Source organism: Thiohalocapsa sp. ML1, from assembly GCF_001469165.1.
In the GTDB taxonomy this organism is placed as follows: domain Bacteria; phylum Pseudomonadota; class Gammaproteobacteria; order Chromatiales; family Chromatiaceae; genus Thiohalocapsa.
On the sequence record NZ_JABX01000048.1, the window covers coordinates 1 to 26,012 of the forward strand.

Annotated in this window: 25 protein-coding genes and 2 pseudogenes; 12 read left to right on the forward strand and 15 right to left on the reverse strand. The window is 66.3% G+C overall.

Translation table 11 applies throughout. The annotated features are described in order from the left end of the window. Positions 1–234 precede the first annotated feature (234 nt). The 4 genes from gatA to ML01_RS22250 all read right to left on the reverse strand — a co-directional run bounded on the left by gatA (position 235) and on the right by ML01_RS22250 (position 3,780). The gene (gene gatA / locus ML01_RS22235) at positions 235–1,716 is read right to left on the reverse strand and encodes an Asp-tRNA(Asn)/Glu-tRNA(Gln) amidotransferase subunit GatA (protein WP_082674558.1); all 1,482 of its coding nucleotides are present in this window, start codon (positions 1,714–1,716) and stop codon (positions 235–237) included. Between the two features lie 184 nt (positions 1,717–1,900). Beyond that, positions 1,901–2,770, reverse strand: a complete 870-nt coding sequence (gene istB, locus ML01_RS22240) for an IS21-like element helper ATPase IstB (RefSeq protein ID WP_082674553.1) — start codon at positions 2,768–2,770, stop codon at positions 1,901–1,903. Beyond that, a complete protein-coding gene (locus ML01_RS22245; protein WP_058557591.1) occupies positions 2,767–3,417 on the reverse strand; it encodes an IS21 family transposase in 651 nt (216 codons plus the stop codon). Before ML01_RS22245 ends, istB begins: the two co-directional genes overlap by 4 nt. A 75-nt stretch (positions 3,418–3,492) precedes the next feature. Next, a complete protein-coding gene (locus ML01_RS22250; RefSeq protein ID WP_216819252.1) occupies positions 3,493–3,780 on the reverse strand; it encodes a hypothetical protein in 288 nt (95 codons plus the stop codon). A gap of 252 nt (positions 3,781–4,032) precedes the next feature. Here ML01_RS22250 and ML01_RS22255 point away from each other — a divergent pair, with 252 nt between their 5' ends. The 3 genes and pseudogenes from ML01_RS22255 (at position 4,033) to ML01_RS22265 (ending at position 6,809) form a co-directional block, all read left to right on the forward strand. Then, positions 4,033–4,461, forward strand: coding sequence for a site-specific DNA-methyltransferase (locus tag ML01_RS22255; RefSeq protein WP_058557593.1), 429 nt, complete (start codon positions 4,033–4,035; stop codon positions 4,459–4,461). A gap of 132 nt (positions 4,462–4,593) precedes the next feature. Beyond that, positions 4,594–5,547: pseudogene (locus tag ML01_RS22260) on the forward strand (amidase family protein); the annotation flags it as partial. 227 nt (positions 5,548–5,774) lie between these two features. Beyond that, positions 5,775–6,809 carry a class I SAM-dependent methyltransferase gene (locus ML01_RS22265; RefSeq protein WP_156427917.1) on the forward strand — a complete coding sequence of 345 codons (1,035 nt, stop codon included), beginning with the start codon at positions 5,775–5,777 and terminating at the stop codon, positions 6,807–6,809. On the opposite strand, the gene ML01_RS22270 is transcribed toward ML01_RS22265, so the two are convergent. The 3 genes and pseudogenes from ML01_RS22270 to ML01_RS22280 form a co-directional block, all read right to left on the reverse strand. Then, positions 6,764–7,234, reverse strand: a complete 471-nt coding sequence (locus ML01_RS22270; protein WP_058557595.1) for a Uma2 family endonuclease — start codon at positions 7,232–7,234, stop codon at positions 6,764–6,766. The genes ML01_RS22265 and ML01_RS22270 overlap by 46 nt on opposite strands. Then, positions 7,216–7,785 (reverse strand): Uma2 family endonuclease, encoded by a 570-nt coding sequence (locus ML01_RS22275; protein ID WP_058557596.1) that lies wholly within the window; start codon positions 7,783–7,785, stop codon positions 7,216–7,218. The genes ML01_RS22270 and ML01_RS22275 overlap by 19 nt, the downstream gene beginning before the upstream one ends. A 173-nt stretch (positions 7,786–7,958) precedes the next feature. Next, positions 7,959–8,216 (reverse strand): annotated as a pseudogene (locus ML01_RS22280) (putative PEP-binding protein); the annotation flags it as partial. Between the two features lie 197 nt (positions 8,217–8,413). Between ML01_RS22280 and ML01_RS22285 the strand changes: the two are divergent. Next, complete coding sequence (locus tag ML01_RS22285; protein ID WP_058557598.1) at positions 8,414–9,754, forward strand: DNA methyltransferase; 1,341 nt, start codon at positions 8,414–8,416, stop codon at positions 9,752–9,754. A gap of 41 nt (positions 9,755–9,795) precedes the next feature. Here the strand turns inward: ML01_RS22285 and ML01_RS22290 are convergent, their stop codons facing one another. Beyond that, complete coding sequence (locus ML01_RS22290; RefSeq protein WP_058557599.1) at positions 9,796–10,407, reverse strand: hypothetical protein; 612 nt, start codon at positions 10,405–10,407, stop codon at positions 9,796–9,798. Further along, positions 10,394–10,645 carry a helix-turn-helix domain-containing protein gene (locus ML01_RS22295; protein ID WP_058557600.1) on the reverse strand — a complete coding sequence of 84 codons (252 nt, stop codon included), beginning with the start codon at positions 10,643–10,645 and terminating at the stop codon, positions 10,394–10,396. The genes ML01_RS22290 and ML01_RS22295 overlap by 14 nt, the downstream gene beginning before the upstream one ends. Positions 10,646–10,769: 124 nt before the next feature. On the opposite strand from ML01_RS22295, the gene ML01_RS22300 reads away from it, so the two are divergent. Further along, entirely contained in the window at positions 10,770–12,005 is a 1,236-nt protein-coding gene (locus ML01_RS22300; RefSeq protein ID WP_058557601.1) for a site-specific DNA-methyltransferase, read from the forward strand. A 146-nt stretch (positions 12,006–12,151) separates the two neighbouring features. On the opposite strand, the gene ML01_RS27830 is transcribed toward ML01_RS22300, so the two are convergent. The 4 genes from ML01_RS27830 to ppdK all read right to left on the reverse strand — a co-directional run bounded on the left by ML01_RS27830 (position 12,152) and on the right by ppdK (position 18,047). Further along, on the reverse strand, positions 12,152–13,975 hold the full coding sequence (locus tag ML01_RS27830; protein ID WP_082674554.1) for a DNA methyltransferase: 1,824 nt from the start codon (positions 13,973–13,975) through the stop codon (positions 12,152–12,154). 417 nt (positions 13,976–14,392) lie between these two features. Continuing rightward, the gene (locus tag ML01_RS30020; RefSeq protein WP_058557603.1) at positions 14,393–14,653 is read right to left on the reverse strand and encodes a Uma2 family endonuclease; all 261 of its coding nucleotides are present in this window, start codon (positions 14,651–14,653) and stop codon (positions 14,393–14,395) included. A gap of 31 nt (positions 14,654–14,684) precedes the next feature. Next, positions 14,685–15,122 (reverse strand): DUF29 domain-containing protein, encoded by a 438-nt coding sequence (locus ML01_RS22315; protein WP_058557604.1) that lies wholly within the window; start codon positions 15,120–15,122, stop codon positions 14,685–14,687. A gap of 135 nt (positions 15,123–15,257) precedes the next feature. Then, positions 15,258–18,047: a pyruvate, phosphate dikinase gene (gene ppdK / locus ML01_RS22320; RefSeq protein ID WP_058557605.1), complete on the reverse strand. Its 2,790-nt coding sequence runs from the start codon at positions 18,045–18,047 to the stop codon at positions 15,258–15,260. Between the two features lie 381 nt (positions 18,048–18,428). Here ppdK and ML01_RS22325 point away from each other — a divergent pair, with 381 nt between their 5' ends. The 4 genes from ML01_RS22325 to ML01_RS22340 all read left to right on the forward strand — a co-directional run bounded on the left by ML01_RS22325 (position 18,429) and on the right by ML01_RS22340 (position 20,825). Beyond that, positions 18,429–19,040, forward strand: coding sequence for a MarC family protein (locus tag ML01_RS22325; protein ID WP_058557606.1), 612 nt, complete (start codon positions 18,429–18,431; stop codon positions 19,038–19,040). Positions 19,041–19,296: 256 nt separating this feature from the next. Continuing rightward, a complete protein-coding gene (locus tag ML01_RS22330) occupies positions 19,297–19,698 on the forward strand; it encodes a hypothetical protein (RefSeq protein ID WP_058557607.1) in 402 nt (133 codons plus the stop codon). A gap of 90 nt (positions 19,699–19,788) precedes the next feature. After that, complete coding sequence (locus tag ML01_RS22335) at positions 19,789–20,460, forward strand: flavodoxin family protein (protein ID WP_058557608.1); 672 nt, start codon at positions 19,789–19,791, stop codon at positions 20,458–20,460. Positions 20,461–20,537: 77 nt separating this feature from the next. Further along, positions 20,538–20,825, forward strand: a complete 288-nt coding sequence (locus ML01_RS22340; RefSeq protein ID WP_058557609.1) for a UPF0175 family protein — start codon at positions 20,538–20,540, stop codon at positions 20,823–20,825. A 46-nt stretch (positions 20,826–20,871) separates the two neighbouring features. Here the strand turns inward: ML01_RS22340 and ML01_RS22345 are convergent, their stop codons facing one another. Further along, positions 20,872–21,825, reverse strand: a complete 954-nt coding sequence (locus ML01_RS22345; protein WP_254045359.1) for a DUF3179 domain-containing protein — start codon at positions 21,823–21,825, stop codon at positions 20,872–20,874. A gap of 165 nt (positions 21,826–21,990) precedes the next feature. Between ML01_RS22345 and ML01_RS22350 the strand changes: the two genes are divergently transcribed. Continuing rightward, complete coding sequence (locus tag ML01_RS22350; protein WP_058557610.1) at positions 21,991–22,422, forward strand: type II toxin-antitoxin system HicB family antitoxin; 432 nt, start codon at positions 21,991–21,993, stop codon at positions 22,420–22,422. Between the two features lie 14 nt (positions 22,423–22,436). Then, positions 22,437–22,880 carry an NUDIX domain-containing protein gene (locus ML01_RS22355; RefSeq protein WP_058557611.1) on the forward strand — a complete coding sequence of 148 codons (444 nt, stop codon included), beginning with the start codon at positions 22,437–22,439 and terminating at the stop codon, positions 22,878–22,880. Between the two features lie 10 nt (positions 22,881–22,890). On the opposite strand, the gene recJ is transcribed toward ML01_RS22355, so the two are convergent. Continuing rightward, complete coding sequence (recJ, locus tag ML01_RS22360) at positions 22,891–24,645, reverse strand: single-stranded-DNA-specific exonuclease RecJ (RefSeq protein WP_082674556.1); 1,755 nt, start codon at positions 24,643–24,645, stop codon at positions 22,891–22,893. 353 nt (positions 24,646–24,998) lie between these two features. Between recJ and ML01_RS22365 the strand changes: the two genes are divergently transcribed. After that, positions 24,999–25,802 carry a hypothetical protein gene (locus tag ML01_RS22365; RefSeq protein WP_058557612.1) on the forward strand — a complete coding sequence of 268 codons (804 nt, stop codon included), beginning with the start codon at positions 24,999–25,001 and terminating at the stop codon, positions 25,800–25,802. Positions 25,803–26,012 lie beyond the last annotated feature (210 nt).

Consider the following 26,012-nt stretch of genomic DNA (forward strand, 5'->3'; position numbering starts at 1 on the left):
TTTTGAGCGAATGGGTTGAAGTGACAACTACCTTGACAACCACCGAAGGGTGGCAGAAGCTCGGAAATGTTCTACTCTTGGAAGCGGCGGGAATTACTGATCTCGCCACCGGTCTCTCGTCTTCGCCCCTGGTTGCGGTTACAGTCCTACAAGGTGGAGGCGACAACTAGCCTGACACAGGGGGGCGGCCGCCGATCAGGAAGCGAACCATGAGATGCGCTCATGTGCACACAGTCAGTGATGTCGAACAGCTTCGAGTTCTCTTGCAACACTTATCACATCGGCGTCCCCCATGAGGCGTCCGGCGATCGTCGCGCCCAGCGCCATTCCCATTTTTGTGTAGGCGACAGGGAGCGTCAATGCGGGCATGCCAGCCAAATTTACCGGCACCGTAAAGATGTCCTCAAGGTACATCGCCGCAGGGGTGGCGTCGTATTGGCCTATAGGGAAGGCGGCCGTCGGTGTCGTTGGCCAGATTAGGGCAGTACTGTCATCAAGCGCCTTTAGCATTTCCTGCGCTAAGAGCCGTCGAAGTTTCTGTGCCTTCAAGTAGTAGGCGTCGTAATAGCCAGCGGACAAGAAATATGTCCCAATTATGATGCGCTTTCGGACCTCTCGTCCGAAGCCTTCGGCTCGTGTGCGCTTGTATAGTTCCTCAATAGTGGCGGCGTTGCTGGCCCGGTATCCGAACCGGACTCCGTCGTAGCGCGATAAATTGGACGACGCTTCGCTGATTGCAATGACATAATAGGATGCTAGAGCGTATTTAAGCGCCGGAATGCTCACAACTTTTGTCTCAAACCCTGCGCGCTTCGACAGTAAGAAAATCGCAGTCCATGTGTCTTTAAGATCCTGGCCGAGCTCTAGCTCAAGGAATTCTTGGGGGATGGCCAGACTCCTGATTCTGGCCGGGTGAGTTAGCGAAGCTTTAAGGGAAGGTCCGGAATAGGGAAGAGAAGTGGAATCCTTTGGGTCTTCCTTCATGATAAGATCGAGTAGAATGGCGGCGTCCTCTACGGTGCGTGTTATTACTCCTGCTTGTTCCAGCGATGAAGCGTACGCAACGATTCCGTATCTAGAACACATGCCATACGTCGGTTTCATGCCTACTAGTCCGCAGAAGCTCGCGGGTTGGCGGATTGAACCTCCAGTATCGGTTCCGATAGCTGCGGCGCAGATTCCGGCAGCGACGGCAGCAGCAGAGCCACCAGAGCTACCGCCCGGCACGTAGTCGCCGAGATTTAGTTCTAGCGCTAAGGGATTCTTGGTGGCGCCAAAGAAGCTTTTCTCGGTTGAGGATCCCATACCAAATTCGTCCATGTTGGTTTTGCCGAGGAACACAGCGCCAGCCTCGCGCAGCAACTGGGTGACGGTAGATTCGTAAGGCGCGATAAAATTGGAAAGAATCTTGGAGCCAGCGCTCGTTAGAGTACCTTTCACGCAAAAATTGTCTTTAACAGCTACCGGGATGCCGTCAATTTCGCTTAGCGGTCTGTTCGTGCGGTGCCGCGCATCCGACGCTTCTGCTTGAGCGTGAGCAAGTTCCTGGGTAATGGTTACGAACGCGTTGATTTCTTTGGCATGCTCAATTGCAGCCAGGGCTTTCGTAGTGAGGGTGGTTGAACCATGTGGCTGTACCCGCAGACGTTCAGCTAGGTCCGTTATGATGGACTCGCGGCAGGTGTCAGCAGCCGAGAGCGAAGGTGCGGGAGTCATCATTTGTTCCCCTTTGTGAGGTTACGCACGAGTGCCATTCTGTCCGGCTTAGGATAATCGTGCAAGCGTGCCGGGCGTTGCGGGCGACCCGCTCCAGATGTCGCTGTCAAGCGACACCAGGAACTGCCCCCCTGGCGACACGAACAATTGACCCCCTGGGTTTTTTGGTTTCCGTCCTGGAGGGTTAGTCCTGGGCGCCGGCGGGGGCGAGCCCGGGAGGGAGCCCGTAGGGCGACCGGGCGGGCTCGCCCCCGCCGGCGCCACGCGCCCGCTCGGCGCCGTCCGCGCGGGCGCCGAGCAGCCCGGCACGGCGCTTCTCGCGCAGCCGGTAGCTCTCACCGCGGATGGTGATGACGTGGCTGTGGTGCAGCAGCCGGTCGAGGATGGCGGTGGCGACGACGGGGTCGCCGAACACCTCGCCCCATTCGCCGACGCTGCGGTTGGAGGTCACCAGCAGGCTGCCGCGCTCGTAGCGGCGCGAGACGAGCTGAAAGAACAGGTGCGCGGCCTGCGGCTGCAGCGGCAGGTAGCCGAGCTCGTCGATGATCAGGAGCTTGGGCTTGGCGTAATGGCTCAGGCGCTCGTCGAGCCGGCCGCGGGCGTGGGCTTGGCTGAGCGCGGTCATCAGGGCCGTGGCGGTGGTGAACAGCACCGAGTAGCCGCGCACGATGGCCTCGCGGCCGAGCGCGACGGCCAGATGGGTCTTGCCGACGCCGGGCGGGCCGAGCAGCAGCACGGCGTCGCCATTGGCGATCCAGCGCCCGGTGGCGAGCTCGCGCAGCTGCGCGGGGTCGACGGCGGGCTGCGCGTAGGAGTCGAAGCCCTCCAGGGTGCGCACAAAGGGGAACTTGGCAATCGACAGGCCCATCTGGATGCGCCGCTGGTCCTTGTGCGCGATCTCGGCCTCGCACAAGTAGGCCAGGGCCTCGCGCAGGTTCAACTCGCCGCGGGCGGCTTCGTCGAGGAGACTGTCGAGCCGCTCGCGGATGGCGGTGAGCCTCAGGCGCGTGAGCATGGCGTCGAGGCGCTCGGGGTCGTAGGCGCGCGTGCTCATTGCCAGCCTCCGCCGAGGAGGGCCTCGTAGTCGCCGAGCGGGCGCAGCAGCTCGCCGGTGGCGGGCGCTGGCGGCGGTGCGGCAGCGGGTGCAGCCGGCCGCTGACGCTCGGGCCAGGCGCCGACGATGCCCTCCGGGTGGGCGGGCTGAATGCTGCGCTGGCGCCGGCCGGGGCTCTGGGCATGCACGGCCAGTTCCTGTTCGCGGTGGCAGATGCGCACTTGCTGCCCGGCCACGAGCACGCGCACCGGGTGGCCGATCCACTGCCAGGGCACGCTGTAGCGGTTGGTGTCGACCTCGACGCAGGCGTCGCTGTGCACGCGGCGGCTGAGCTCGCGGTCCTGCACGAAGGGCGGCTTGCCGGCCAGGGGCTTGAGCGCGGCGGCCTCGGCGGCCCGGAAGCGCGCGATCGGTGCCTCGCCGGTGGTGCCGTGGATGCGCACGTCGGCGACCTCGCGCAGCCACCACGCCAGATGCGCATGCAGCGCCTCCCAGCTGGCAAACTCGCGCCCCGCCAGGGCGTTGCCCTTGGCGTAGCCGACGCCGTTCTCGTCCTTGCCTTTGGTACGCGCGCGGTACGGGGCACACGCCTGCGGGCGCACGCCCCAGTAGCGGCAGAAGGCATGAAAGCGCTCGTTGTAGCGCACCTCGCGGGTCGCGGCGTCGTGGTGCTCGACCAGCGCGCGGGCATTGTCAAGCAGCAGCCGATAAGCTACTGTTTCTTATAAAGTCGTCTCTTGGTTAGCGCCATTCGGGACGTACGGCGAGTCGGGCAGGCGCAACGGCGCCGACAGCGCGCGGGAGCGGCGGTGCAGCTCGTGGCGCCGCTCGGCGCGGGTGCTGCGCGCCGCCACCCGCTCCAGATAGATCGCCGGGATGAGCTGTTGGTGCACGAGCGTTTCGAGCTCGGGGGCCAATCCCAAGGCCTCGACCTTGGCCTGGATGGTGGCGAAGAAGAAGGTCAGTGTCGCCAACAACTGCGTGGTCAGGCGTTCGGCCTTAGCCGTCACGCTCGCGCGCACGCTCGGGCAGGTCAATCGCGTCGGCCAACTCGCCAAGCCGCCGCCAGCAGGCGTCGCTTCTCGGCCGCGGAAAACCGTCGCCGGGTTCGTCGCTCCAGCTTCGGCTCGGTCAGGACTTCGTTGGACTCGCTCACGCTCGTTGTCTCCTCGGCTGGCCCTCGGATTCTTTATACAAGAATCCAGACGGCGAGTGTCGGCCGTCAGGTTGACACGTAGGGCTACGGCGGATATAAGTCCAAGATGAACCCAAAAGGCGTCAACCTCTCGGACGTCTGGTGGGACGTGTCCCCCGTGCGGCATGCCAAATGTAATGGCCGCAACGGCGCGAACGAGCTGCCGCTCAAGGTGCTGGACCGAGTTATCGAGCTGTCAACGGACGAGGGAGATCTCGTCTTCGACCCCTTCGGCGGCGCTGGCACCACCTACATGGCCGCGGAAATCAAGGCCCGCCGCTGGCTCGGTATCGAGATCGGTCCGACGGACGACATCGTTCAGCGCTTCGCCGAGATCGAGCAAGACAGTAAGATCCTGGACGACCAGAGAAAAGAGCTGAACGCGCTGTTTTCCGCGCAAGTCCGTGTGGCGAGAGAGCGGGCAGGTTGGTGGACTTGTGAGTCCGTCCGGGTCGCCGACGAGGAGAAGCGGCAGCGGGCCCTAAACTTGGGGTGATGCGTATCGGAGTTGCCCGGCAAGCGGCGAAGATTCCGATCGTATCTCCCAGTCCGAACAGGAAACGCGTGCAACGTGGTACGCCCCCGTTTGCCCGCACGTTTAACGTGGAACGTCGCCGTTTGCCCCCCGACCGGCACCGACACGGGCGGCTCCATCCGCCAGCCCGCCGCCTTCTGCGGCCTCACCGGCATCAAGCCCACCTACGGGCGCTGCTCGCGCTGGGGCATGATCGCGTTCGCGTCCAGCCTGGATCAGGCCGGCGTGCTCGCCCGCTCGGCGGCGGACGCGGCGCTGCTGCTCGGCGCCATGGCGGGCTTCGATGAGCGCGATTCCACCAGCGCGGACGCGCCGGTGCCGGACTACACCGCGACGCTCGCGGACGACCTCGCGGGGCTGCGCATCGGCCTGCCGCAGGAGTACTTCGGCGCCGGGCTCGACGCCGGTGTCGAGACCTCGATACGCGCCGCACTGGCGGAACTGGAGGCCCAGGGCGCGCGGCTCGTGGACATCAGCCTGCCGAACGTGCCGCTGTCGGTGCCGGTGTACTACGTCGTTGCGCCGGCGGAGTGCTCATCCAACCTTGCGCGCTTCGACGGCGTGCGCTACGGCTACCGCTGCGAGGCGCCGAAGGATCTGGAGGATCTCTACAAGCGCAGCCGCGCCGAGGGCTTCGGCGCCGAGGTCAAGCGGCGCATCATGATCGGCACCTACGCGCTGTCGGCGGGCTACTACGACGCCTACTATCTGAAGGCCCAACAGTTGCGCCAGCGCATCGCCGAGGACTTCCGCCGCGCCTTCGAGCGGGTGGACGTGATCATGGGCCCAACCACGCCGACGCCGGCCTTCGCGCTCGGCGCCAAGACCGACGACCCGGTGGCGATGTACCTGAACGACATCTACACCATCGCGGCCAACCTAGCCGGCCTGCCCGGCCTGTCCGCACCCGTGGCGCCGGTGGACGGGCTGCCGGCGGGCCTGCAGATGATCGGCAACTACTTCGCGGAAGGGCGGCTGCTCAACATCGCCCACCGGCTGCAACAGGCGACGGACTGGCACCGAGCGCTACCGCCGGGCTTCGACTGACCAAGAGGCCGCCCAGGCCGACATCAACCGAGGACGCCCGCCGGATGCCCGCCCTCGCTGCCGAGTCGCTGCGCGCGCCACCTGAGACCGATCCCGGCGACAGTCGGCCCATCGCCTCGGAGGCGGCGCTCGCGACCACGGCCGCGCGCCTTGCCGGCAATCCCGAGGACTGGACAGTCGCAGAACGGCGCCTCGCCGACGCGGCCCCGCCCGCCTGCCCCGTGAGCTTGGCGCGGCAGGTCGAACGCGTCAGGCAAGCCATTGTCGGCGGCGCCGACCCGCTCGGTGACGCCTTCTGCCGCTTGCGCACGGCGGCGGCGCGACGCCCGACCGGCGCCGTCTACACCCCGCACAACATCGTCACGGCGATGGTCGGATGGATTGCGGCCAAGCACTGCCAGCCGGCCAGAGTCGTGGATCCGGGCGCAGGCTCGGGCCGCTTCATCGCCAAGGCGGCAGAGGTCTTTCCCCTGTCGGAATTGGTCGCGGTCGAGTTCGACCCGCTTGCCGCGCTCATGCTGCGCGCCAACGCCAACACCCTGGGGTTCGGCGAGCGACTGCGGTTGTTCGTCGGCGATTACCGCGACCTATCGCTGCCGCCGATACGGGGCACGACCGCCTTCATCGGCAACCCGCCCCATGTGCGACATCACGGCATTGATGCCGCCCGCAAAACGTGGCTCAGCGACACCGCGGCGAGCCTCGGCATCAATGCCAGTCAGATGGCCGGCTTGCACATCCGTTTCTTCTTCAAGACCGCGCTACTCGGGCGCGATGGCGACCTCGGCTGCTTCATCACCGCCGCCGAATGTCTGGATGTGAACTACGGTGCGGCCCTGCGCAGGCTCTTTCTGGGGCGGCTGGGCGGCGCGGAGATCCGCTCGTTGGCGGCGGCGGCATCGGCGTTCCCGGACATCGCCACGACAGCGGCGATTGCCTGCTTCCGGATCGGTACGGACGCGCCGACGCTTCATCTGCGCCACGCCCGAACCGACGCCGAGCTGATGCGCCCGGCGCCGGTCCGCGCCGTTGCCCGAGCGAGCCTCGCGCAGTCGGAGCGCTGGACGCCGCTGATCCTGGGCGGCACGACCAAGGCGACCACTTGGTCTGCCACCAGGGCCGTCCTCGGCGACCTGTTCCGTGTCCACCGCGGCCAGGTCACCGGCGCGAACCGAGTGTGGATCGCAGGACCCAGGGCGGCCGACCTGCCGCCGCGCTATCTGCTCCCGGCAGTGACGCGCGCGCGGGAGGACGTGCGATAGGCGCCTGCCGTCGGCTCCCGGTGCACCCAGACTGCGCGCGCCGGGATGTCGATGAGCCAGACCTCGGGGATGGCGAATCGGGCGTAGAGCGGCAGCTTGCGCTTGCGGGCGTAGCGGACGCTGCTGTCGGCGATCTCGATGAGCCGGAGGATGTCTTCGGCCCTTGGATGCGCGGAGGTGTAGAAGTCGTCCCGCGGTTTGAGGATCGCGAGGTCGGGCTCCGGTGCGCTGAGGCCGCCGAGCAGGATCGGATCCTGCGTCGAGACGATCGCGCGCCTGCCGATGGCTTCGATGAGGAGCAGGTTGAGTCGCTTGGTGCGGCCAGCATGCGGCGGTGCGATGGGCGGCAGGTCGATCGTCTCTCCTTCAATGAGCTCGATCCTAGCGTCCGGGTAGCCCGCCGTCCCTACCCCGTCGGCCCCCACAGCGCATCGAGATCAAGCGGGACGGCATCGAAGGGCTGCACACATACGGTGTCGGCATCCCGAAAACGGCCGATCTCCCGCCAGTTGCCGGCATCGAGGGCATAGGCCTCAAGGGTGCGTGCCCGCGGGTCGAGGAGCCAGGCATAGGCGACGCCGAACTGCGCGTAGATCGGCATCTTGATTTCCCGATCCACGCTTTCCGTCGAGCCCGAGAGCACCTCGCATACCCAATCGGGCACGACCGTGTAGCGATGCCCCTGCGGCAACAGCGGCATGCGTTCACGTCGCCAGCCGGCGAGGTCGGGCACGTCGACTTCGCTGTCGCGGATGAAGTGCAGCTCCGGCTCGTCGATGATCCACCAACCGCCCGGCCCCCCGCGCCCGCGCTGAAAGGGGCCGATCAGGTCATAACCCAGGGATGAGGCGGCGAAGCCGTGTGGGCCGCTCGGCCGCGGGTGGACATGCAGTTGGCCATCCAGGATCTCGCCGACGACCCCGTCCGGCAGCGCCTGCAACCGCTCGTACAAGGTTGGTCGCGTTCGGGCATGCATGCTCTGGTTACCTCGCAAAGGCGGGCTTCTCCGGACTCGGCGTGTCGAGCGCGAACGAATGCCGTCGCCACGGATCAACGCAAAGCATAGCGCGGCGCCGGTTGCCCGGCGCCGCGCTTTTTCATCAGGTTGACCGAGGCGGTGCCGGCAGGATGCCGGCACCACGGGGGAGGCTACTGCGGCCGATGCGCCATGGCCGCCTGCGCGGCGGCGAGGCGCGCCACCGGCACGCGCGGGCCGGAGCAGCTCACGTAGTCGAGGCCGGCCTCGTCGCAGAAGCTGATGGACTTGGGATGGCCGCCGTGCTCGCCGCAGATGCCCACGTGCAGGTCCCGGCGCTCTTTGCGGCCCCACTCCACGGCAAGCTGCATGAGCTTGCCGACGCCCTTCACGTCGAGCACCTCAAACGGGTTGTCCTGCAGGATTTGGCTGCGCTCGTGAATCGGCGGGCAACGGGGCTCGCGCTTGGCCTTCGGGTCGAGACGCGGGAACAGCACCTGTTCCAGGCTTAGCGGGTCCACGCGCTTCATAACCCAGCCCCATTGCCGGCGACTTTCTAGTTGCGACCCGAGCGCACCCGAGCCATCCTCAGCGTCGGTGCAAGATCCATGGCAAGGACCTACCCGACTTGGAACATCCTCTGACTCAGGCCTTCCCCTCCTGCCTCTTCCCCGACAACCTGACGCTCATCCCGGGTCTCCGGGAAGTTTACGAGTTGCACCTCGCTTGGTTGGAGGCGGAGACCCTAACCGGCGCCGCGCTTGTCGAGCAGGCGGCATACTTCTGCGCTGTCGACGGTCGCCCGACACGGCACTTCCTAACCTGCGTGGGCGAGACACTGAAGCTCCCCGATTTCTCTTCCGCGCGGCTCAAGTCGTTTTTCAAGACCAACAGCTTCCGTACCGGGTACGCGACGCATGGATTGTTCCCGTACCGGGGCAAGTTTCATCCGCAGATGGTCCGGGGCATCTTGAACGTGATCGGAGTCGGCCCCGGCAAGACGGTTCTCGATCCGATGATGGGCTCGGGAACCGTGCTGATCGAGGCGGCGTTGCTGGGTGCCGATGCGGTTGGCGTCGATATCAGTCCCTTTTGCGCCTTCATGACCGAGACCAAGGCATCCGGGCTGACCATGTCTCTGGAACGGTCCGAGGGCGCTTTGGCGAATGTCGAAACCACGTTCGACTACTTCGCTCGCCGCTACGGGGTCGCGCTTCCCGTCCCGGCGCGGCAGTCGGCAGCGGCGGATGATCTGCGGCAAGTCATGGAGGAAGGGGCCGACTACGTGGTTTCCGGCCGCCGCTTCCGCGAGCGCGGGACGGCAGAGACTTATGCGTTGCTGCTGCTGGCGTTTCTGGACACCATGGGCTACACGCAGCGCTCGCAACGAAAGCCGCCGCTCGAGCAGTTCCGCGGCATCCTGGAGCGTTATCTCCATTGTTGCCGCAAATTCCAGCGCGTTCATAACGCTCAGGGCTTCGACTTGGGCCAAGTCGACGCCCGACAAGGCGATGCCCGACGGCTTGACCTTGCCGAGGCGTCCGTCGACGCCGTGCTCTTCTCCCCTCCCTACAGCTTTGCCATCGACTACGCCGAGAACGACGCCTTTCACCTCACGGCGCTAGGCGTCGACCGCGCGAACCTGGACGACAGCATGATCGGACTTCGCGGCGGCAGCAGGCTGGCCGATAAGTACGCATGCTATCTGGACGACATGGGTCAAGTGCTGCGCGAGTGCCACCGCGTGCTCCGGAACGGTTGCCACTGCGTGATCGTCGTCGGCACCAACAGCAATCAGTTGAGCAAGGTGCTCAAGCAGCCGGCGGATCAAGTGACCGGGCTGCATAAGGTACTGCGAGACGTTGCGGAGTCGGTCGGATTCTCGTTCAGCGCAGAGATTCCACGGGCCATCAAGGGCATTGCCAACACGATGCGTGAGGAGTACATCGTGTTTCTAAAGAAGAAGTAATCCGAATGCGTACCCGCCGGACGGGCGGTCGCAGGCGCCCGCTACCGCAACGCCCTACCGTCGGTTCCCTTCGGGATCTTGGGCACGTCGAAGCTTTCAGCATCATGCTCAACGACGACGATGCGCAGCGCGCCGTTGATGCCGGTCAGATCCCGCCACAGGCTGAAATACGGCTTCAACTCGCCGATATTGCCGATGCGGTCGGTCAAGTAGACCTTCAGGCGGTTGCTGGGCACGACAAGAAAGCTCCCGATTGTCTCCGTCTCCTTCATGGTCAGAAAGAGCTTGTTCAGCGCGCGATGACTCGACGAGATGTTCCCAGTCTCCCACTCGAAGGCGACGAAGCCCTCCGGCGTCGTCTTCAACGCATCCAGGTCACCGGTGCGCAGGACGCTGGAGCCGACATCGGGCAACCGCTCGACTTGCCAGCCGCGCTCCCGCAGCACGCGGATGCACGGCACCTTGATGAGCTTCACGCCGTTGCCCTTGCCGCTCTTCTTGCCGCACTCCGGGTAGATGGTGAAAGACCCGGAGCCGTGCGGCCAATCCGTCCGCGCGATGGCCTCGCGCACATCGCCCCAAGCAACCTGCAACGCGGCCGACTGCTTGAACAGCTCCGGATTGAGGATGTCGTGATGCTCAAGAAGCCTCATGGTCCATGCCTCCCCGGGACAGGACCGCGACGACGTCGCCCACGAGTTGCTCCGGCCGCACGCCGAGCGGACCGGCAAGCTGAAGGATCGTCGTCAGAGACGGCTGGCGTAGACCGCGCTCCAATAGCGAGATGAACGTTCGGTCCAGCTCGCTCTCCTGCGCCAGCGCCTCCTGTGACAGCGAGCGCCGGCGGCGCAGATCGCGCAGCACAATGCCGAATGCCTGCTCAGGCGCCATCTTCTGCTCCGACCGGACAACAGTCGGCAGCCTAAGAACCCGTCAGACAATAGTCGACGGACTATAGTCTTCAGGCCATGCCGCAGTCGTGCTAGGATGCGGGCGGCATGACAGAGGACCGCCGATGAGTTTCTCCGATCAGTTCTTCCGCGCCCTCGGCATTGCGCCAGGCGACCGACGCCAGCTCAACGCCTTTGCGGAGCGCAGCGGCGTGCCGGTGCCGCGGCTGCGTCACTACAACGACGGCAACATCCTGCCAAGCGGCGACGACCTGCCGCGCGTGCTCGTCGCGGGGGGCATCACGGAACTGGAGCTGATGCTCGCGATGGGCCGACTGACCCGCGAGACCCTGAACGCCATCCAAGCCAATGCGGCGACCGTAGCCAAGCTGCTGCAAGCGCAGTCCGAATCCGACGCAGGCCCGGAGACCGCCACCGCCGCACCCCGGATCGCGCTGGAAACCGAGCTTGGCCGCTTGTATCAAGGCGACTGCATGAACCTGATGCCCACGCTGGACAGCGACTCGGTGGACATGATCTTCGCCGACCCGCCCTTCAACCTGAACAAGCTCTATCCGTCGAGCATCAACGACAACCTCAAGACCGAGCGCTACCTGGAATGGTGCGAGGCCTGGCTCACCGAGTGCATTCGCCTGCTCAAGCCAGGCGGCGCGCTCTTCGTGTGGAACCTCCCGCGCTGGAACGCCGAGCTTGCCGCCTTCCTGAATGGACGCCTGACCTTCGTCCATTGGATTGCCGTCGATATCAAATACAGCCTCCCTATACAGGGCCGACTGTACCCATCGCATTACTCGCTGCTCTACTACGTCAAAGGGCCGCAGGCGCGCGTCTTCCACCCCGACCGCCTGCCCATGCAGGTCTGCCCGCACTGCGCCGGCGACCTGCGCGACTACGGCGGCTACAAGGCCAAGATGAACCCGAAAGGGGTCAACCTCTCCGATGTCTGGTGGGACGTTTCCCCCGTGCGGCACGCCAAGTACAAGCGCCGCAACGGGGCCAACGAGCTGCCGCTCAAGGTACTGGACCGTGTAATCGAGCTGTCAACGCACGAGGGCGATCTCGTCTTCGATCCGTTCGGCGGCGCCGGCACCACCTACATGGCCGCGGAGCTCAAGGCCCGCCGCTGGCTCGGTATCGAAATCGGCCCAACGGACGACATCGTTCAGCGCTTTGCCGAGATCGAGCAAGACCGCAAGATCCTTGCCGACCAGAGAAAGGAGCTGAACGCGCTGTTTCCCGCGCAGGTCCGCGCGGCGAGAGAGCGGACGGGTTGGTGGACTTGCGAGTCGGTCCGGATCGCCGACGAGGCGAAGCGGCAGCGGGCCCTAAACTTGGGGTGATGCGTATCGGAGTTGCCCGCCAAGCGGCGAAGATTTCGATCGTATCTCCCAGTCCGAACAGAAAAGGCATTCAGCGTGGTACGTCCCCGTTTGCCACAGTTTACCTCCACTGCGCTCCTCTGTGTGACCCCGCTCCTCCGGTCCTCTTATTCGGTGGCGCGCTGCGCTCTGTAGCTAAGGATTAATTCGTTGAGGCATTTGCGCACAGCATCTCTGCATCGGTCCGCTGTGACTTTGCTGAGGATATACGGGTGCGCGGCCTTAGTGCGGTAATCCGAGTTGATAAGCTCTATTTGCTGGAGGAATTGGCGGTCCATTATGTTTTGCCCGAAGTAGCGCTCGGCAAAGTCGCGAAAATCCTGCAGCAAGCGACTCTGTGCGAGCGTTTTGCCTGTCGGTTTCACTAGCCCGAGAATGAATGACATCTCTCCCAAAGTATAGGTTGTCTCGCGCTTGCTGAGTTTCCGGGCAAAAGGAGCATCTTTACCCTCGCCCTGTGCCCTTTCCACGATTTCTGGAGCCATATCTCCGCGCGCATGACAGTCTGTTGTGTAGGCAACAAAAAGCTTCGAGAGCAACTCGTTTTCAAGCGCTTTACAGTATTGTAAGACGAAAAGGGAGAAATCCTGGTCTACATTGGCGGCAAGAATTTCATAAACCTGCTCGGCCTGCGGCAAAAAGGATCTACTCGCCTCGTCAAGCTCATCCCAACCTGTAAGCCAATTGCAAACGACTGCGATGAATCTGCCAGACGCTTTGGTCGACAAGAATGCCGCGCGCTCGATCCAATCTTCCATCTCCGCGATTATTTCATCTGTGGTCCCGTGCGAATCCCCTTCGAGCGGCATCTTCGCCCGCAGTGAAGCGAATTGACTGTTCAGCGTGGCAACTTGTTCGCGCATTGATTCAATTTCTGCAAAATTTGTCACCACGGAGCGGTAATCCGCATCAGTTGGAGGGAGATCCTTGAGGTGAGATCGGTCGAGTACAGAGAAACCATGCCGCTGATCTTCTGGAAACTCCCGGAGTAGACGTTCCTGCACAAGCGACTGTATGTCTCGATCATGTTCCACTGCCCACCATGTCCGGTGCAAGCGATGCGCCGCAACCAGCGCGGTGCCCGATCCGCACATGGGGTCCAAGATACGATCACCTGGTTCGCTGGCCAATCTAAACAGCCTATCAAGCAATGCAACCGGCTGCTGATAAGGATACTCAGTACGTTCATTCCGTGGAATGTGGGTGGATATGTCGTCCCACGTAAGCCCCAGTTCAACGCCCGGATGCTCATCAAGATACTTCTTCAGCCGAGGCATTCCTTCTCCAACAAAGTGTATGAGACCGTTGGCTGCAAGCTCGTCGAGCTTCTCCGCCGTGTAAGCCCATGAGCGCCCTTCAGGTGGGCGATAGCCTCGCCATTCGAATTGTCGTCTAGGGCGCATGCCAGTTGTATGTAGGATCTTAGACTGGTAAGCCCCCCGGTCGTCACTCATCGAGAAATATCTGGAACGCTCGGATGCGGTCAATTGTCGTACCAGCGGGTTAAAAGTGAATCTGTCGGACTTCGCGTACGCGTAGATTTGGTCAGAGTTCGACGTAGGGCGTCTTGGATGGCTGCGAGCCGCAAGCTTCCGGATGTAGGTAATCTCATAGGTGGGAGCGGTGCCGAATGCTTGGGTTGCGACAAGGCGAGCGTCGAGATCAGGTTCAGATGACCAGTATAGAAAGAGGGTTCCGCGTTCGTTCAGTAACCGGTGGATTTGTTGAATGAGTTTAGAGAGGTAATTACCAAGGGCCGCGTCAGCGTTATCACAGTCCCCTGCGCCAGCACTAGCGACATGGAGGTTACTGTTCCAAGTGGGGTCCAAATACGCGACTGAGACAGATTCCGACGGCAATCGCTCAAGGGCGTAGAGTGCGTCGTCGCAGAAAAGGATATTGGCCGAGAGGACCGAGAGGTTTATCGACATGATGCCTAGCTTTGATGTGAGTCTGGAACAAGCCTGTTTGTTCGCTCGGTGCTTTAATCTGGGGAATGCTGCAATTACGGTGACAGTGCGGCCTCAATTACGGTGTCAATTACGGCAATTACGGTGACAGTTTACTAAATGCACCATCTAGCCGAAATCGGACCAGGCTCAATAGCGACCGTGTCCGTTGACACTCCATTTCTCATGCACCGTCGCCGCCTCTCAGACCATGCTCATGATCGCTGGCACGCCACCCTATCCCAGAATTACGGTGACAGTTTACTGAATGCACTAACTCTCGTAGCCCCGGAAAGCGACAAGCGGCCAGCTGCCATAACGACCGCTGCCGTTCACACCCCATTTCTCGTGCAGCGTCGCCGCCTCTCAGACCACGCTCTTGATCACCGACACGACACCCTATCCCACCACCCCGCCAAGCTCCAATTCCACCCCTTTGAGCAGCAACGGGCTGATCCGGTACGGGGCGTCGAGCCGGAAGGACGTGCGATAGGCGCCTGCCGTCGGCTCCCGGTGCACCCAGACTGCGCGCGCGGGGATGTCGATGAGCCAGACCTCGGGGATGGCGAACCGGGCGTAGAGCGGCAGCTTGCGCTCGCGGTCGTAGCGGACGCTGCTGTCGGCGATCTCGCGAGATAGTGTGTCATTCGCTTGCCTCATACTCCAGCCCCCACGCGCTCGCGCGGCGTGCCTAAGCCGGCCACCAACCATCGTCCAGCGCCTGCTCGACAGTGAACGGGCAGACCGCAGGAAAAGCCTCTTCCGCCAGACCGGTCTGCCGCGCGGCTTCGAGGATGGCGTCGCCGTAGGCATCTTCGCGCGCTTGCAGCAGTTTGGACTGGAGGCTCGGGTTCTGCGCCAGATGGCGGCGCAAGCGGCGGCGCTGCTCCTTGATGGTGAGCTCCCAACTGCGGCTGCGGTGGCTCGGCTGGAAGCGCCATTTGAGCAAGTGCGTGAACAGCACGGCCAAGCGGTTCTCCAGCTCGCGCAGCTCGGCCTTGCCCATGCTCTCGATCTCCTCGGCAATGTGCTCGATGTCCGCCGCATCGAGCTTGCCGGCGCGCAGCAGCTCGGCCTGGGTATTGGCCCAGGCGTAGAAGTCGGTTTCGTAGTCTTGGTGCGCTGTCATGGCGCTATCGCAAAGCTGCATGGGAGTTTGACGACTGGCCCAAAAGCATAGCGCGGCGCCGGTTGCCCGGCGCCGCGCTTTTTTCCTCAGGTTGACCGAGGCGGTGCCGGCAGGATGCCGGCACCACCAGGGAGGCTACTGCGGCCGATGCGCCATGGCCGCCTGCGCGGCGGCGAGGCGCGCCACCGGCACGCGCGGGCCGGAGCAGCTCACGTAGTCGAGGCCGGCCTCGTCGCAGAAGCTGATGGACTTGGGATGACCGCCGTGCTCGCCGCAGATGCCCACGTGCAGGTCCGGGCGCTCTTTGCGGCCCCACTCCACGGCAAGCTGCATGAGCTTGCCGACGCCCTTCACGTCAAGCACCTCGAAGGGGTTGTCCTGCAGGATTTGGCTGCGGTTGTAGAGCGGCAGGAACTTGTTCTCGGCATCCTCGCGGGAGAACGAGAAGGTGGCCTGCGTCAGGTCGTTGGTGCCGAAGGAGAAGAACTCGGCGATCTCGGCCAGGGACTGGGCGCGCATGCAAGAGCGCACCACCTCGATCATGGTGCCGAACTTGAACGGCACCGGGCGGCCGTGCTTGGCCTCAAGCTCCGCGTGGATCTCGTCCACGTACGCCTTCACGCGCAGCAGCTCCTGCTTGGTGCAGACCTGCGGCACCTTGATCTGCGGATGCACGTCGATGCCGGCGGCGACGCACTCGGCGGCGGCCTCCAGGATGGCGCGGATCTGCATCTTGTAGATCTCGGGGAAGCTGATGCCGAGCCGCACGCCGCGGTGGCCGAGCATGGGGTTGGTCTCGTGCAGCACGCGCACCTTGCGCAGCATGGTCTCCTTCTTGGAGATGGCCTCTTCCACCAGCATCGGGTCCATGACCCGGCGCAGGTCCTCGAAGGCGATACGCTCGTTGTCCGGCGTGTGCAGCAGGCCCATGGTGCCGGCCAGCGCGGTCATGCCGCGGGTGCTCTGCGCGAGCACGTGCAGGTCCGCAAGGTCGCGCTCCAACTGGTGCTCGTCAGGCAGGAACTCGTGAATCGGCGGGTCCAGCAGCCGGATGGTGACCGGGTGCGGGGCCATCACCTCGAACAGCTCGCGGAAGTCTTGGCGCTGCAACGGCAGCAGCTCGGCGAGCGCCTGCTCGCGCTGCTCCGGCGTCTCGGCGACGATCATCTCGATGACGATGGGCAGCCGCTCGACGGTGTTGAACATGCGCTCGGTACGGGCCAGGCCGATGCCGACGGCGCCGTACTTGCGCGCGGCGCGGGCGTCGTCGGGGGTGTCGGCGTTGGCGAGCACCTTGAGGCGCGCGGTCTCGTCCGCCCATTCGAGCAGCGTGGACAGCTCGGCGGTGAACTCGGGCTCCACGGTGGGGATGGCGCCGATGTAGACGTGGCCGTTGGAGCCGTCGAGGGTGATGACATCGCCTTCCTTGAAGCTGGTGAGCCCGACCTTCGCCTCGCGCCGGGTCACGTCCACGCTGATGCCCTCGGCGCCGGCGACACAGGGCTTGCCCATGCCGCGGGCGACGACGGCGGCGTGGGAGGTCTTGCCGCCGCGGGAGGTGAGGATGCCCTTGGAGGCGAAGAAGCCGTGGATGTCCTCCGGCTTGGTCTCCTCGCGCACCAGGATCACGTCCTGGCCCAAGTCCCGGCCGAGCTGCTCGGCGCGGTCGGCGTCGAACACGGCAATGCCGGAAGCCGCGCCGGGCGAGGCCGGCAGACCTTCGGCGACGGGCTCACGCTTGGCCTTCGGGTCCAGCCGCGGGAACAGCATCTGCTCCAGGCTCATCGGGTCCACGCGCTGCAAGGCCTGGTCTTTGCTGATGAGGCCCTCGTTGACCATCTCGATGGACGTGCGCACCATGGCGGCGGCGTTCATCTTGCCGTTGCGGGTCTGCAGGCAATAGAGCACGCCGCGCTCGATGGTGAACTCGAAGTCCTGCACCTCGTGGTAGTGCGTCTCGAGCTTCGCGCGCAGCTCGGCCAGCTCCTCGGCCATCTTGGGCATCTCGACCTTGAGGCGGGCGAGCGGCTTCGGCGTGCGGATGCCGGCCACCACGTCCTCGCCCTGGGCGTTGATCAGGTACTCACCATACAGCTCGTTCTCGCCGGTGCCGGGGTTGCGGGTGAAGCCGACGCCGGTGGCGGAGTCGTCGCCGCGGTTGCCGAAGACCATGGTGCAGACGTTGACGGCGGTGCCGTTGGCCATGTCCGGCGTGATGTGGAACTGGTTGCGGTAGTCCACGGCGCGCTTGCCCGACCAACTGTTGAAGACGGCCTTGATGGCGATCTCGAGCTGCTGCATCGGGTCCGCCGGGAACGGCTTGCCGGTGTGCTCCTCGACGACGCGCAGGAAGCGCTCGGAGATCTCTTTCAGGTCGGTCGCGGACAGGTCCACGTCCTGCTTGGCGTGGGCGTGCTCCTTGACCTCTTCGAACTCGCGGTCGAACAGCTCATCCGGCACGCCGAGCGCGACCTTGCCGAAGAGCTGGACGAAGCGGCGGTAGGCGTCGTAGCCGAAGCGCGCATCGCCGGTGGCGCGGATCTCGCCCTGCAGGGTCTCGGCGTTGAGGCCAAGATTCAGAATCGTGTCCATCATGCCCGGCATGGACATGGCCGAGCCAGAGCGCACGGACACCAACAGCGGCTTGTCCGGGTCGCCGAAGCCCTTGCCGGTCTTGCGCTCCAGCGCGGCCATCTGCGCCTGCACCTCCGCCATGACGCCCGCCGGCAGCGCATGATCCGACGTGTCCAGGTAGGCCAGGCAGGCCTCGGTGGTGATGACGAACCCCGGCGGCACGTTGAGCCCGATCTGGGTCATCTCGCAGAGGTTGGCGCCCTTGCCTCCCAAGAGCTTCTTGTTCTTGCCGTCGCCTTCCTCAAAAGCGTACACCCATTTGGTCGACTCGGACTTCGTTGCCTCGGACATGCCAGCGTTCTCCTCGGATCGGTTCGTTGCGGTTTGTAATGGACGCTATTTGAAACCCATTGTCCGACGCTTCCAAGCGACGTTGCCCAACGGGTTGTCTTGCATCAGCATCGGCGGGCCGGTTGCCCGCGGTTGCGGCCTCGGGCATGCGGCCCGGACCGGCGGCACGCAAGAGAACCATGATCTGAGTCAGGCGTTGAGCATGCAGATGATCCACCAGCACAGAGACGAGTGCGGCGGCAGCTTGGCGATGTGTCACGGTTCGTAGCGACAAGGTGCTTGAGGGCCAAGGGCCAAGGGCCAAGGGAGCGCTCCTCGGTCCTCGGTCCTCGGCCCTCGACCTTGCCCTTTACCTACCTCAGGCCTGCCGATAGACCCACCATGGAGCTCATCTCCGCCGCCGTGCTGCTCGCCATCATCATGGACCCGCTCGGGAACATCCCGGTATTCCACGCGCTGCTGGCCGGCTATGCGCGGCGACGGCGGCTCTGGATCATCGCCCGGGAGCTGCTGATCGCCTACGCCGTGCTGGTGCTGTTCCTGGTGGGCGGCGATGCGGTGCTCGGATTACTCGGCCTGGAGCAGCCGGCGCTCGGCATCGCGGGCGGCGTGGTGCTGTTCGTTATCGCGTTGCGCATGGTCTTCCCGGACGGGCCCGAGCCGGTGCGGACCACGCCGGACGAGGAACCCTTCATCGTGCCGCTGGCGATGCCGATGATCGCGGGGCCGTCCGCCCTCGCCGCCGTGCTGCTCCTGGTGAGCCGCGACCCGGCACGCTTCTGGGTTTGGCTCGGCGCACTGTCGGCCGCCTGGGGCATCAGCGCCGCGATCCTGCTGGCCTCCAGCCTGTTGATGGAGAAGCTCGGCACGCGCGGGCTGCGGGCCTTGCAGCGGCTGACCGGCATGCTGCTCATCATGATGGCGGTGCAGATGCTGATGGACGGCGTCACCGCTTACGTGCTGTTGCTGCGGGCGTTGTCGCAAAGCGGCTAGCTCGCTGTCGTTGCCGTTGTCGTAATCGTGCATCGTCCGTCGCGACCGACTACGACAACGAAAAGCCTCCGCACCGAAGCCCCGCCGGCGGCTTGCGCGATGTTTGCACCGGCCTTGCGGCGGTGCTGCACGCTCGCGGGCTAGGCTTTGAATCAGGCGGCAGAGGCAACACGCCCCGGCCGCCGGGCGGCGCCGACGCTGGCAGAGCAGCGCATCGCCGTTGTCCATCAATTCACCGCCACTGACGGAGGCTCACATGTCACGCAATACCGGCATCTTCACCATCACTCTGCTCGCCGCGAGCATCGGCCTCATCGGCGCCGGCGGCACGGCCGTCGCGCAGCCGGGCTGGATGGGCGCACCCGGCGGCTCGGGGAGTCGCGGACCGGCCGCCTTCTCGGCCATGGACAGCGACGGCGACGGCGCCATCAGCGCCGCCGAGCACGCGGCCTTCCGCGCGGAGCGCATCGCCGCGAACGCCGCGGCAGGGCGCGCCATGCGCAACGTCGGCAACGCGCCGGCCTTCGAGGACATCGATGCGAACGGCGACGGCGAGCTGAGCCAGGCCGAGCTCGGCGACTTCCGCAGCGCCCGCATGGCAGCGCGCGGCGGCGATGCCGGCCGGGGCTGGAACGGGCAGCAGCGGGCGCGCTGGTGACCTCTCGCCCCGCGACGGGCGGCGCTGACCGCGCACCGGCAGCGCCGTAGCATGGACGCATCGCATTGCCTCCCCAAGAGGACCAGCCGCATGCCAAGCAGCCCGCCGTCACCGACCCTGCCACGCCCCCGGATCATCGCCGTGGACGGCAGCTACCGCCGCGGCGGCATCACGGATCAGCTCGTTGATCAGGTGCTGGCGGCGGCAGCCGCCGCCGGCGCCGACACCGAGCGCGTGCATCTCATCGATCAGCCCATCGCCTTCTGCCGCAACTGCCGCGCCTGCACGCAGGAGCAGACCGATGCAGCCCCGGTGCGCGGCACCTGTGAGCTCGGCGACGGCATGGCGGCGCTGCTTGATCGCATCGACGCGGCGGACGGCCTGGTGCTCGCCGCGCCGGTCAACTTCGGCACCGTCACCGCCGTGATGAAGCGCTTCATGGAGCGGCTCATCTGCCATGCGTACTGGCCCTGGGGCCAGCCGGCGCCGAAGCTGCGGCGGGATCTCTCCGAGGGCAAGCAGCGCCGACGCCGCCCGGCGGTGCTGATCACATCCAGCGCCGCGCCGTCGCTGCTGGCCCGGCTGTTCGACAGTGCGCTCAAGGAGCTGACCCAAACGGCGGAGGTGCTCGGCTGCGCGCCCGTCGGCAAGCTCTGGCACGGGCTGTCCGCGCAGCAGCCCCAGCAGCACATCCACGCCCGCACCGAGCGGCGCGCCGCGGCGCTCGGGCGGCGGCTCGCGGCAGGCGCTCGACATGTCTGATCGCTGCTCCGCGCGGGCCATCCCTTCCTCAAGCATTAGAATCGCCACACCAGTCTGCTCCGCACCGAGCCCGTCCCATGACCTCCATCACCGTCGACATCCCTGACGAGCTGGCAGCGCACTTCGAGACGCATGACGCGATTCGCCGGGCGTTGTTCGAGGATTTCATCATCGAGCAACGCCAGCGCGGCGTAATCAGCATGGCCAGGGCCGCTGAGCTGCTCGACCTGACTTACGCCGAGTTTCTAGCCCTGATCGGCAGGAAGGGCTTGGGTCCGATCAACGCCACACCCGAAGAGCTGGAGGCGAGCTGGCGTCGGTTCTCCGAGCCGGGAATCCCCGCCGAACCATCAGACAGGCCCTGAGCCGGCCTTTTCGGTTGCGCAGGCAACGGCGGCGGCGAACAGGACCTCACCCACGCCCGGCCCGAAACACCTCGGTCTCCGGGTGAAAGGCATACCACGCAAACCAGAAGCCGGTCATCGCCGGCAGTTGGCGGCCTTGGGCATCGAAGGCGCGGGCGCTCTGGTTCAGCCGGTCGAAGCGGATGGTCACCGGCTGCCCGGCGATGCGGTCCGCCACCTCGCCGTCGGTCCGGGACAGCTCCGCGAACGGATAGGCCTTGTACGCGCCGTCGATCTCGACCCCGAGCACGCGTTCCTTGGGGTGATAGCGACGGGACTTGTTCGCCACCGGAAAGTACAGGCCGCGCTCGGTCTCGTAGCCGTCGTAGGGCTGGCGGGCGTAGTCGCGCCGGTAGCCCGTGTCGGTGGACAGCACCACCGTGTCCGGATGCTCGCGCAGCCACCCGCTCCAGCTCGTGTGGGTCAGCGGCAGCGCGGTCAGCTCCCGGCCTGCCAGGGGCCCGGCGATGGCCTGCTTCTTGATCTGGCTCCAGAGGCTCTCGGTCTCGCGGTCGTAGAGCAGCATGTCGCTGTTGTAGAGCAGCCCCGACACGCCGAAGGTTAGCGGCCGGCCGCCGGACGCCGACGCAAAGGCCACGCCGGTGCCGCAGAGCGGGCAGTAGGTGACGGCGATGCGCTCGCCTTCGATCTCGTCGTTGACGATCTCGTGCCAGTTCATGATGCGGATCGGATAGGCCCGCGCGACGCCGTTGCGCACGATGCCGAGCACCTGATCCGCGCCGCGCAGGAAGTCGGCGTCGCGGGCCGGCAGGAAGCGCGGGCGGTCGATGGACGGGATGCCGTCGCGCGCTGGGCCGCCGGCGTGGATCTCCGCCACCGGCACCAGCGCGTTGTCGAGGTCGAAGTCGCCGTGCTGCGCCGGCGCCGGCGTCGGCGCGGCGAGCAGGCTCGCGGCGAGCATCACGAGGAGGAAGCGGATGCGTAGCTGTCGGATGGTCATGGGCAGGCTGCTTCGTCGATGATGGATACCTCTGAGACCGCCCGACCCGCGGCGCGATTTCGCAAGCGGAAAGAGTTGTCTGATACTGGCTCGCATGAAGGGGGCGGAATTGCGATGCTCAGGCAGCTTGGCTTCCGCCCCGGCGATCTGTGAGCGGAGCACCCGATGCAATTTATCTATCCTGCGACCCTGACGCCCGAGCCGACCGGTGGCTTCGTCGTGACCTTCCGCGACTGGCCGGAGGCCATCGCCCAGGGCGACACCCGCGATGAGGCGCTTTTAGAGGCGGCCGACTGCCTGGAAGAGGCCGTCGCAGCGCGCATCGACGACCGAGGCGATATTCCGGCGTCCTCTGCGCTTCTGCCCGATGAGCATCCGGTGGCGGTCCCGATCCAGACCGCGCTCAAGGCGGCCCTGTACCTGGCCGTGCGCGACATGGGCGTCGGCCCGGCCGAGCTGGCGCGGCGGCTGGGAATCAACGAGAAAGAGGCGCGACGCCTCATCGACCCTCGTCACGCCAGCAAAGCAGCGACGCTGGAGCGGGCCTTGCGCGCCCTGGGGCGACGTCTGGCGGTCGAGGTCGAAAAGGCAGCGTGACGCAGGGTTCTCCGATGCCGACCCGCAACAGCACAGACAAGCCCGTCACCCGCGCCGCCGGCGTCGTGCCGGTGCGCTTCGCCGGCGACGCACCGCGCTTTCTGTTGCTGCGCTGCTTCAGCTACTGGGACTTTCCGAAGGGCGAGCTGGAGCCGGATGAGGAACCCCTCGCCGCGGCGCTGCGGGAGGCCGAGGAAGAGACGAGCCTCACCGGCCTAAGCCTGCGCTGGGGCGAGGACTGGATCGAGACCGAGCGCTACGGCCGCGGCAAGATCGCCCGCTACTACATCGCCGAGGCAGCGCACGGCGACGTGACCCTGCCGGTGAGCGCAGAGCTCGGCCGCCCGGAGCACGACGAGTGGCGCTGGGTGAGTGCCGAGGAAGCCGATGCGCTGCTGAACCCGCGCCTGCGCCGCGTGCTGGCTTGGGCACGCGCGCGCATCGAGCACCCCGGCTGAGCGCGCGGGGTCAGTCCGCCACCGGCTCCAGATGCTCGAACACCAACTGCGGTGCCTTGAGCCCGCGGTACTCGTTGATGTCGAGCCGGTAGGCGAGCCGCACGCGCTCGCCGACGGCGCCGCGCTGCTCGGCCAGATGAAAGCCGATGGCGTCCAGCGGCGGCGCGTCGCCGAGCCGCACCCGGAGCTTGAGGTGCCGCTCCGCGGCGATGGTCTTGTGCGCCACCGCGAAGACGCCGTCGAACACCGGCTCCGCGAAGCCCTTGCCCCAGGGGCCGGCGCGGCGCAGCGCCTCGGCGGTGCCGAGCGTGAGCAACGGCGCCGGCAGCTCCCCGTCGGACAGGATCTCCCGCACGGCGGGTGCGCCGCCGAGCTCGCGCTCCACCTCGGCCGCGAAGGCGTGCCGGAACTCCGCCAGCGCCTGCCGTGGCAGGGTCAGGCCCGCGGCCATCGCGTGCCCGCCGAAGCGCGCGATGAGCGCCGGCCGGCGCTTGTCCACCGCGTCGATGGCGTCGCGGATGTGCAGGCCCTCGATGGAACGCGCCGAGCCGCGCAGCAGCCCGTCGGCGCCGTCGGCGAAGACAATGGTCGGCCGGTGCCAGCGCTCGCGCAGGCGCGCCGCGACGATGCCGATGACGCCCTCGTGCCAGTGCGCGCCGTAGACGCAGAGCGCGGCGGGCAGCGCACCGCTCGCCGCGGCGTCGCGCTCCACCAGCGCGACGGCCTCATCGAGGATGCCGTGCTCCAGCTCCCGGCGCTCGCTGTTCAGGCCGTTCAACTGCTGCGCGAGGCGCATCGCGCGCACCGGATCATCGGTGGTGAGGCATTCCACGCCGACGCCCATGTCATCCAGCCGCCCGGCGGCGTTGAGCCTGGGGCCGGCCGCGAAGCCGAGATCCCGGGCCGTGACGCCTTCGATGCGGCAGCCGGCGATCTCGAGCAGCGCCCTTAAGCCCGGCCGGCAGGCACCGGCGCGGATGCGCCGCAGCCCCTGCTCCACCAGGATGCGGTTGTTGCGGTCCAGGGTCACCACGTCGGCGACGGTGCCCAAGGCGACCAGGTCCAGCAGCGTGGCCAGGTTCGGCGGCGAGCGCCCGCCCGCTGCGGCACCGGCGGCGAACCAGCCGCGCCGCAGCAGCTCCGCGCGCGTGGCCGCGAGCAGGTAGAACATGACCCCGCAGCCGGCGACATGCTTGCTCGCGAAGCCACAGCCGGGCTGGTTCGGGTTGACGATGGCCGCGGCGGCGGGCAGCTCGGCGCCCGGCAGGTGGTGGTCCGTGATCAGCACCGGGATGCCGTGCTCGGCGGCGCGCGCGACGCCGGCGTGGCTGGCGATGCCGTTGTCCACGGTCACGATCAGATCCGGACGGCGCTCCGCGGCGGCGTCGGCAACCGCCGGGCCGAGCCCGTAGCCGTGCTGGAAGCGGCTCGGCGTGAGGTGGTCCACATGCGCCGCGCCGAGCGCCCGCAGCCCGAGCAGCGCCACCGCGCTGCCGGTGGCACCGTCGGCGTCGTAGTCGCCGACGATGAGGATGCGCCCGCCGCGCTGGACCTGGTCCGCGAGCACCGCCGCGGCGGCGTCGATGCCTTGCAGCCCGGCCGCCGGCAGCAGCTCCGCCAGGCTCACGGCGGGCTCTGCGTCGCCGCGGTGGGCGTAGAGCCGATGGAACAGCGCGGGCAGGTTCGCCGGCGCCGTCGCATGCTCGCCGAAGCGGCGGATGCGGACCGGGGCGGCGTCGGCGATGGTCTGGGGCGGTGCTGGCATGCGGGGAGCTTACCGGGCCGGCGGCGCGGATGCAGCCCGATGGGGCGGGCTGACGACAACGACAACGCCCGGAAAGGGCGAGTACACAGCGGGGCGAAGGGTGTGCCGATCGCGCGCCGGCCCGCGGCGCCGCTCCGAAGAGGAACTACGAAACACGCCAAAAGCGCGAAAGAGCCCCCACAACCGTGACAGTTACGTCCAGCTTTCGCGTGTTTCGCGCATTTCGTAGTTGCACATTCTTCTCCCTCGCGTCTCTCTGACCCCTTCCGTGGCGACGTCGCCGGTGCGATGCTTTCTGGATACGGGGCCGGGAGAGGTTGCGCGCACGCCTTCCGGCCGGCATCTGCTGCGCCATGAAACCTCGCCTCGGCACGCTCTATCCGTTCCTGCTCATGCTGCTCGGCGGCTGCAGCGGGCTCCTGCTGCGCCCGGATGCGGCGGCCCGGACCACGCCCGCGGACCTGCCGGCCGGCGTGCAGGTCGCGGCGGGGCAGCTCAGGTCCAGCACCGGCTGCACCATCGACTACCGCCGCTATCGGCCGGCGGCGACGGCCGACGGCGACGCCTGGGTGATCCTCGCCCATGGTTTTCTGCGCAGCCAGCAGCGCATGCAGGGGCTTGCCGCCGCGCTCGCCGCCGACGGCATGCAGGTGGCCACGCTCGACTTCTGCAACCAAAAACCCTGGGCCGGACGGCATGTGCAGAACGGCCGGGACATGCTCGCGCTGGCCCGGCACCTGGGCGCGGAGCGGGTCGTCTACGCGGGCTTCTCGGCCGGCGGGCTCGCGGCCCTGCTGGCGGGCCGGGCGGATGCAAACACCGTCGGCATCCTGACGCTGGATCTGGTGGACGCGGGCGGGCTCGGCCTCGGCGCCGCCCGGCAACTGGACAAGCCGCTGGTCGCGCTGGTCGGCCAACCGACCAACTGCAACGCCGGCGGCAACGCCGCGGCCGTTTACGCATCGACCGCGCACGCCCAGGTCGCACCTATTGCGGGCGCCGGACACTGCGACTTCGAGTCCCCCACCGACGGCCTCTGCGAGCTGGTCTGCGCGGACCCCGACGGCGCGGCCGCCTCCCACCGGCAGGCGATCATCGCCGACGCCGCCGCGGCGGTGTCCGCGCTGCTGGGCGGCACCGCCGGTGGACGGCCTTAACGCGCATCCCGGCCGCAACTCCCGGGACAGTAGCAGGCGCTGCGGTTCGCCAGGATGCTCGCATCGATGGCAACGAGTAGGAATAAGGCGATTGCCGGAAAAAAACGTACCGAATGGCGCAGGATTTTCGTCCGCCTTCAAGGAGCGGCAGCGGGTGCATAGTCGAACTATGCACCCGCTGCCGCGACGCAGAAGGCGGGCGAAAAGACA